Source organism: Flavobacterium sp. N2820 (assembly GCF_025947285.1).
Taxonomy (GTDB): domain Bacteria; phylum Bacteroidota; class Bacteroidia; order Flavobacteriales; family Flavobacteriaceae; genus Flavobacterium.
Genome location: NZ_CP110008.1, coordinates 3,049,433 through 3,055,624, shown reverse-complemented (window position 1 = coordinate 3,055,624; position 6,192 = coordinate 3,049,433). Strand labels below are relative to the sequence as shown.

Genomic DNA, 6,192 nt, shown 5'->3' with positions numbered 1-6,192 from the left:
CTAAAGGTGCGGCGGTTGGAGTTCTTGCGGGTAGAATTGCAAAAAACCAAGTGCACGTAAATGTGGGAAGAGTTAAAGACGGAGCATTGAAACCGCTTAACTTCTATGTTCTTGACACACCAGTTGAACAGGTAAACATCGACGCTCTTTACGACAAAGGTTTCATTACACCTTGTACTCACGTTGGAAAGTCGGGTTACTATTTTGTAGATGATCATTTGGCTTGTACAGTTGAAGATGACTATCATTTTTTAACTCGTAGACGTGTAATTGATAAAGCCTATGTGTTGGCAAACGCTACACTATCAAACTTTATCCTGGACACGGTTCCATTAACTGGAGAGGGCAAAATGCAAGCCACGTATGCTAAGGCATTGGAGGCTGAAGTAGAAAGAGTAATTGTACAGGAAATGACTGCAAAAGGAGAAATCTCGGCAGACACTACTATTGCAAATGATACAGGAGTTGAAGTGTTGATTGATACTACAAACGTTATCGCAACAGATTCAAAAATCAAAGGAAAAATCAGAGTAAGACCTCACGGCTACGGAAGATTTATAGAGTTTTCAATTGGGTTTAATATAACGGCATAAGAATATGGCATTTAATTCAAGACAATACGAATGGGCGGATTTAACGCTTGTTCTAGGAGGTAGAGATGTAACGGGAATTCGTGGCATCAAATACTCTGAAAAGGCAGAAAAGGAGGCTTTGTTTGCTAAAGGAAGATTTGCCCACAGCATTCAAACTGGAAACATTGCGGTTGAGGGAGAAATCACTTTACTACAATCGGAGTACGAGGCTTTAGTTACAGCGGGTAACGGCTCTATTCTAGGACTTTCTTTAGATGGCGTTTTTGCTTATGGAAACCCAGCAGTTGGAGACCCACTTATTACCGATAGAGTAATTGGTATTAGCTTCACAGAAGCCGCTAAAGAATTCAAGCAAGGCGATAAGTTTATGGAAATCACACTTCCATTCGTTGCCTTATCAGTAAAAAATCAAGCATAAATTAAAAGCCCGCTTTCGGGCGGGCTTTTTATAAAAAACAAACACAAATGAAATCAAACATTGCAACCCCAGAACAAATTAAGGCGTGGAAGGAACAACACCTAGACGTTTACCAAATTGAAATTCCAGAAGACAACAAAGTTTGTTATCTGAGAAAGCCAACCAGAACCGAATTAAGTTATGGCTCTAAAGTTGGCGCCCAAGACCCTATGAAGTTTAACGAACATATCTTAAATGTTTGTTGGCTTGCGGGAGACGAGGAAATAAAAACAAATGATAGTTTGTTTTTAGCCGTTTCCACACAACTAGAGGAGGTTTTAGCTTTCAAAAAGGCTCAGCTAAAAAAGCTTTAGAGTCGTCAGAAGTTGACGAAAACGAATGGATTCGGATAGCAAACGCCCAATTGAGATATTATTTTCATCTCAATCCTGATGACTTAACAGACCAAGAGTGGGCAAGTTATTACAATGAATTAATCTACATAAGAAAATCAGAAAACAAATAAAATGAGTAGCCAAGCACTAAGTTATATTATTCAAATGAATAGCAACTTTGATAAGGTGTATACCTCATTCAATAAGTTTGCTACTGGAGTAAACACTGGTGTAGATAATATTCAAAGAAAATTAAACAGCGTTAGTCTTAACGCTATGATCCAAAACATTAATTCGGCTGCAGATGGTTTAAACAGTTTAAACGATCCTGGTATGAAGTTGAGTACAAATATGTATGACCTTCAAGCCATTACTGGAGTCGCTGGCGATAAGCTAAAAGAAATTGAAGGCTATGCCCGCCAAAACGCCAAAACCTTTGGGGGTGAGGCATCGGCATCGGCAGAATCATATAAGTTAATCCTGTCGCAATTATCTCCTGAAATCGCAAAAATGCCAAAAGCTTTGCAGTCGATGGGTAAAGAGGTATCGATTACATCTAAACTTATGGGCGGGGATACTGTTGCGGCAACCAACGTTCTTACAACGGCAATGAATCAGTATCAGGTTTCTTTAGAAGACCCAATTAAGGCATCTAAAGAAATGGCACGAATGAATAACGTAATGGCAGCCTCAGCCAAAGAGGGCTCTGCGGAACTTCCACAAATTGCACAGGCATTGGAGCAATCAGGATTAGCGGCTAAAACGGCGGGAGTATCTTTTGAAGAAACAAACGCATTTATTCAGGTACTAGACAAAAACGGAAAAAAAGGAGCTGAAGGCGGAGTTGCATTGCGTAACGTAATGGCAACTTTGGCACAAGGTAGATTTTTGCCAAAAGACACCAAAGCCGAGTTAGCAGCTGCAGGAGTAAACATCGATACATTAACGGATAGCTCGCTTTCGCTTTCGGACAGATTGAAACCTTTAAAGGGTATTATGAACGACCAGGCGTTGGTAACTAAACTTTTCGGCAAAGAAAACAGTAATGCCGCAATAGCTATGATTTCCAATACCGATGAGGCAAACCGATTAACTGAGGCAGTTAGCGGAACTAATACTGCATACGAACAGGCTGCAATTATAATGGAAAGCCCATTAGAAAAGAATAAGCGATTAAAGGCGCAAGTTGATGACTTTAAAATATCGTTGTTTAACGGCACAAATGGTTTAATTGGTTACGCTTCAGAAATTGGAAACGTTGCCAGAGATGTTGGTAACCTTATGCCTATTTTATCGGGTGCGGGAACTGTGCTTTCAACTTTAACCAGTGCAACAAAGATGCAAGCGTTATGGTCTGGAATAACAACAACCGCAACTTCTATATGGTCGGGTGCTCAAATGGTTTTAAATACAATTATGACCGCTAATCCAATTGGACTTTTAGTGGTAGCAATTGGAGCTCTTGTGGCTTTAGTTTATTCCGCAATTAAACATTATGACCAGTGGGGGTCTGCGGTTCTTTTCTTACTAGGTCCTTTCGGAATATTGATAAATATTATCATGAGCGTAAAAGACCATTGGGACTCTATCGTAAACGCCTTTAAATCGGATGGAATTGTTGGAGGTCTTAAACGTATTGGACTTGTGTTATTAGATGCAGTAATGAAACCATTGCAACAAATTTTAGAGGTTGTTGCAAAAGTAGATCCAACAGGTCTCGCACAAAAAGGACTTGACAAAATCAAGGCTTTCAGAACGGCTAACAACTTGGTAACACAAGGAGAAAAAGTAACTAAAGGTAAAGAAGCCGCAGATAAAGCGGTTATAAAAGAGCCAAAAGTACCAGGAGTTAAGGAGACGGAAGGCGGAGGAACTGGAGGAACTAAAGACGATGAGTCGGTCAAAAAATCTAATCAGGCAGTTGCAACTGGAGGCACAAAACACAATTATATTACAATAACCATCAAAGAGTTAAACGGTTTAAAAGATGTTGTTGTTAGTGGGAAAGATGCGGCAACAAAAGCGGGAACCGAAGTGGCAGACGAATTATTAAGAGTTATAGCAATGGCAGGAACAGCCACAGGATAAAATGGGAAACGTATTAGATAGTAGAGACATATTATTTGCAAGTTTAATGGGTAGCCAAGCGGTTGCACTTATTCAACGCTCGAACTTATTACAAAATGAGTTGTCAAAGCGTGTATTGCCTCCAATACCTTTTTTGCCCCTAAAAAATGAAACCCAAATTGAAAAGGCGTCGGATTTTAGTTTTGAAAATAATTGGCAAACTAATGATAGTACTCCTGAAGGTTCGCAGTTCTTTCCTATGTCGTTTAGCTTTACTGAAGGCGGGCAAAAATGGTTATTTCCGTTTGAGCCAATGATTAACATTTCATCAGGGAATAATATCATTAAACGCAACGTAGCCAAACAAGGAGAAAAGCTAATTGGAACTATAAAAGAGCGTTGGAGCAGAAAGGACTTTGACATACAAGTTACAGGAGTGTTAATGGGAAGTATGTTAAAAGGTTTACCTGAGGATACATTTCCAAGAGAACAAATGGAACGGTTATTTGAGTTCCTGAAGCATTCAAAAGAGTTCTTTATTTACTGCCACCCTTTGGAGATTTTAGGAATAACAAAAGTAGTTGTGGAAGATTATAGCTTCCCATTTACAAAAGGAGAAAACGTACAGGCTTATGACCTTAAACTAACAAGTGACTTTGCCTACAATTTATTGATAAAAGAAGAATTTTAAATTATGCGATTCGTTCGTTCGCTTTTGATGCTGTTAATGTTGGTGACATTCAGCACGGGATTCGGTTCTACAACTACCGACCTGAAGCAAAATTCAAAAGACAAACATGTTGTAACGGCTTTTAAAGTGGTTGCTCCTGAGTTTGTAAGTGTTGTATCATTTGAAAGCTCGGTTTTAATTACTGAGAATTATGCAAGTACGGAAAGTACAAATTTTGTCACGAAAAAAGTCTTTAACCCAAACATTGTAGCCGTCATTTCAGACGTAGGTTGGAGGAATTATCAGGAGCGAAATAAAGACATTCCATATAAAGAAAAGCTCATTGATAATTACAATTATAAGAACAAATTGAATAAGGTTGTGCCGGAACATCGAATACGTGATAATCCATTTGACAACTCGCCCACGTTCTTAATAAAACGGTATTATTAGATAAAAATAAATCAAAGCCATTCGTGTTAAATGGATGGCTTTTTTAAACGGGTGATAGCATTACTGGGATAATGCGTTTGAAGTAATTCAAAAGATGTGGTTCGATTCCACGCAACCCACAAATTAGAAAACAATGTACAACATCATTTGGGACATAAAATTTAAAACTAATGGAACGATTTACTCGCTCCAAACTGTGTCTTCTATTGATATTGAATGCAGCGTTGACAATTTAGCCGATACGGCAGTTATTACACTTCCAGAGGCGGTTATGAATCAAGTGTTAAATATTGGAAATGAAGTCGCACGAGGTTCGGAGGTTGTAATAAAAGCGGGCTACGATAAAACGCTACAAGCTGAATTTGTAGGCTATGTTCTTGATGTTGCTTCAAACGACAGCTCTTTAAAAATTATGTGCGAAGATGCGCTCTTCATTTTTAGAAAGGCGGTTAAAGATGTGGAGCTGAAGAATACAAATGTTTCCAAAATTGCAGACTATTTAGTCAAACAAATAGATCCTTCTTTTAAGTTGGTTTGCGATTATGATATTTCATACGAAAAGTTTGTCATCCATCAGGCAACCGCTTTTGATGTTTTGAAAAAATTAGCTGAGGAAACAAAAGCTAATATTTATTTCAATACTGAAAAAAAGGAATTGCACATACACGCTCCCTATTTAGAAAAAGGCGGAGAGGTAATTTATTCGATGCAAAGAAATGTAGAGAAAAGCTCTTTGGAATTCAAAAAGGCACTTGATAGAAAGGTTGAAGTAACCGTTGAAAGTACAAACGTAGCGGGCAAGATTGAAAGCTATACGGCTGGAACAACTGGAGGCGACAAAGTAACTTTAAAGGTTGGCTCTGTTTCTAAAGTCGATTTAAAAAAGATAGCCGATGCGGAGCTTATCCGTAGAAGTGCTGATATGTACGAGGGAGCAATCGATACGTGGTTAATTCCATTTGTGCAACCTACATACACAGCAAAAATAAAAGACGAGGATTATCCTGAAAAGGACGGCAAATATTATGTAGTTGGGGTTAATACTTCAGTTAGTGAAAGCGGAGGAAAACGAACGGTTAAACTTGGAATTAAAGTAAGCGTATAATGGATACATCGGCAGAAATAAAAAAGGCATTGCGTGAAGCTTTGGGAATCAATCCCAATTTGGCTATTACTGCAACCGTGGTTTCAGTTAATGGAAGCACTTGCTCTATTAAGTTAGCTAGCGAGTTGGTTCTGACGGATGTTCGCCTTTGTGCCACGATAAGCGATGACGCCGATATGATGGTTATTAAACCAAAAGTAGGTAGCGAAGTAATTGCAATGAGCCAAACTGGAAAGCTTGACGGCTTGTTTATTGTGAAAGTTGACGCAGTAGAATCAATACATTATTCTAAGGCAGATTTTGAATTTGTAATTGACGGAACAACGGGTAAAGTTACTTTGAAGAAATCGGGTGCAAACTTTGGGCAATTGATTAATGATTTTATTGACGCAATTTCTGGAATGCAAACGATTAATTCAGATATGACAACTGGAGCTTTACAGCCAACAGTTATAGCACAACTAAATGTCATTAAATCTAAGTTTAATTTGATTTTAAATAACGTTTAAACG

The 6,192-nt window shown here is 38.5% G+C and carries 7 protein-coding genes and 1 pseudogene; all 8 read left to right on the top strand.

Annotated features, from left to right (window positions below; genetic code table 11):
- Window positions 1–17 precede the first annotated feature (17 nt).
- Window positions 18–593 (top strand): annotated as a pseudogene (locus OLM52_RS14300) (DUF2586 family protein); the annotation flags it as partial.
- Window positions 594–597: 4 nt separating this feature from the next.
- Window positions 598–1,011 (top strand): hypothetical protein, encoded by a 414-nt coding sequence (locus OLM52_RS14295; RefSeq protein ID WP_264548025.1) that lies wholly within the window; start codon window positions 598–600, stop codon window positions 1,009–1,011.
- A gap of 47 nt (window positions 1,012–1,058) precedes the next feature.
- On the top strand, window positions 1,059–1,364 hold the full coding sequence (locus OLM52_RS14290; RefSeq protein WP_264548026.1) for a hypothetical protein: 306 nt from the start codon (window positions 1,059–1,061) through the stop codon (window positions 1,362–1,364).
- A gap of 153 nt (window positions 1,365–1,517) precedes the next feature.
- The gene (locus tag OLM52_RS14285; protein WP_264548027.1) at window positions 1,518–3,473 is read left to right on the top strand and encodes a phage tail tape measure protein; all 1,956 of its coding nucleotides are present in this window, start codon (window positions 1,518–1,520) and stop codon (window positions 3,471–3,473) included.
- 1 nt (window position 3,474) lies between these two features.
- On the top strand, window positions 3,475–4,143 hold the full coding sequence (locus OLM52_RS14280; RefSeq protein ID WP_264548028.1) for a DUF6046 domain-containing protein: 669 nt from the start codon (window positions 3,475–3,477) through the stop codon (window positions 4,141–4,143).
- A gap of 3 nt (window positions 4,144–4,146) precedes the next feature.
- Window positions 4,147–4,575, top strand: coding sequence for a hypothetical protein (locus OLM52_RS14275; RefSeq protein ID WP_264548029.1), 429 nt, complete (start codon window positions 4,147–4,149; stop codon window positions 4,573–4,575).
- A gap of 133 nt (window positions 4,576–4,708) precedes the next feature.
- Complete coding sequence (locus tag OLM52_RS14270; protein WP_264548030.1) at window positions 4,709–5,680, top strand: hypothetical protein; 972 nt, start codon at window positions 4,709–4,711, stop codon at window positions 5,678–5,680.
- Window positions 5,680–6,189 carry a hypothetical protein gene (locus OLM52_RS14265; RefSeq protein WP_264548031.1) on the top strand — a complete coding sequence of 170 codons (510 nt, stop codon included), beginning with the start codon at window positions 5,680–5,682 and terminating at the stop codon, window positions 6,187–6,189. Before OLM52_RS14270 ends, OLM52_RS14265 begins: the two co-directional genes overlap by 1 nt.
- The last annotated feature ends 3 nt before the right edge of the window (window positions 6,190–6,192 follow it).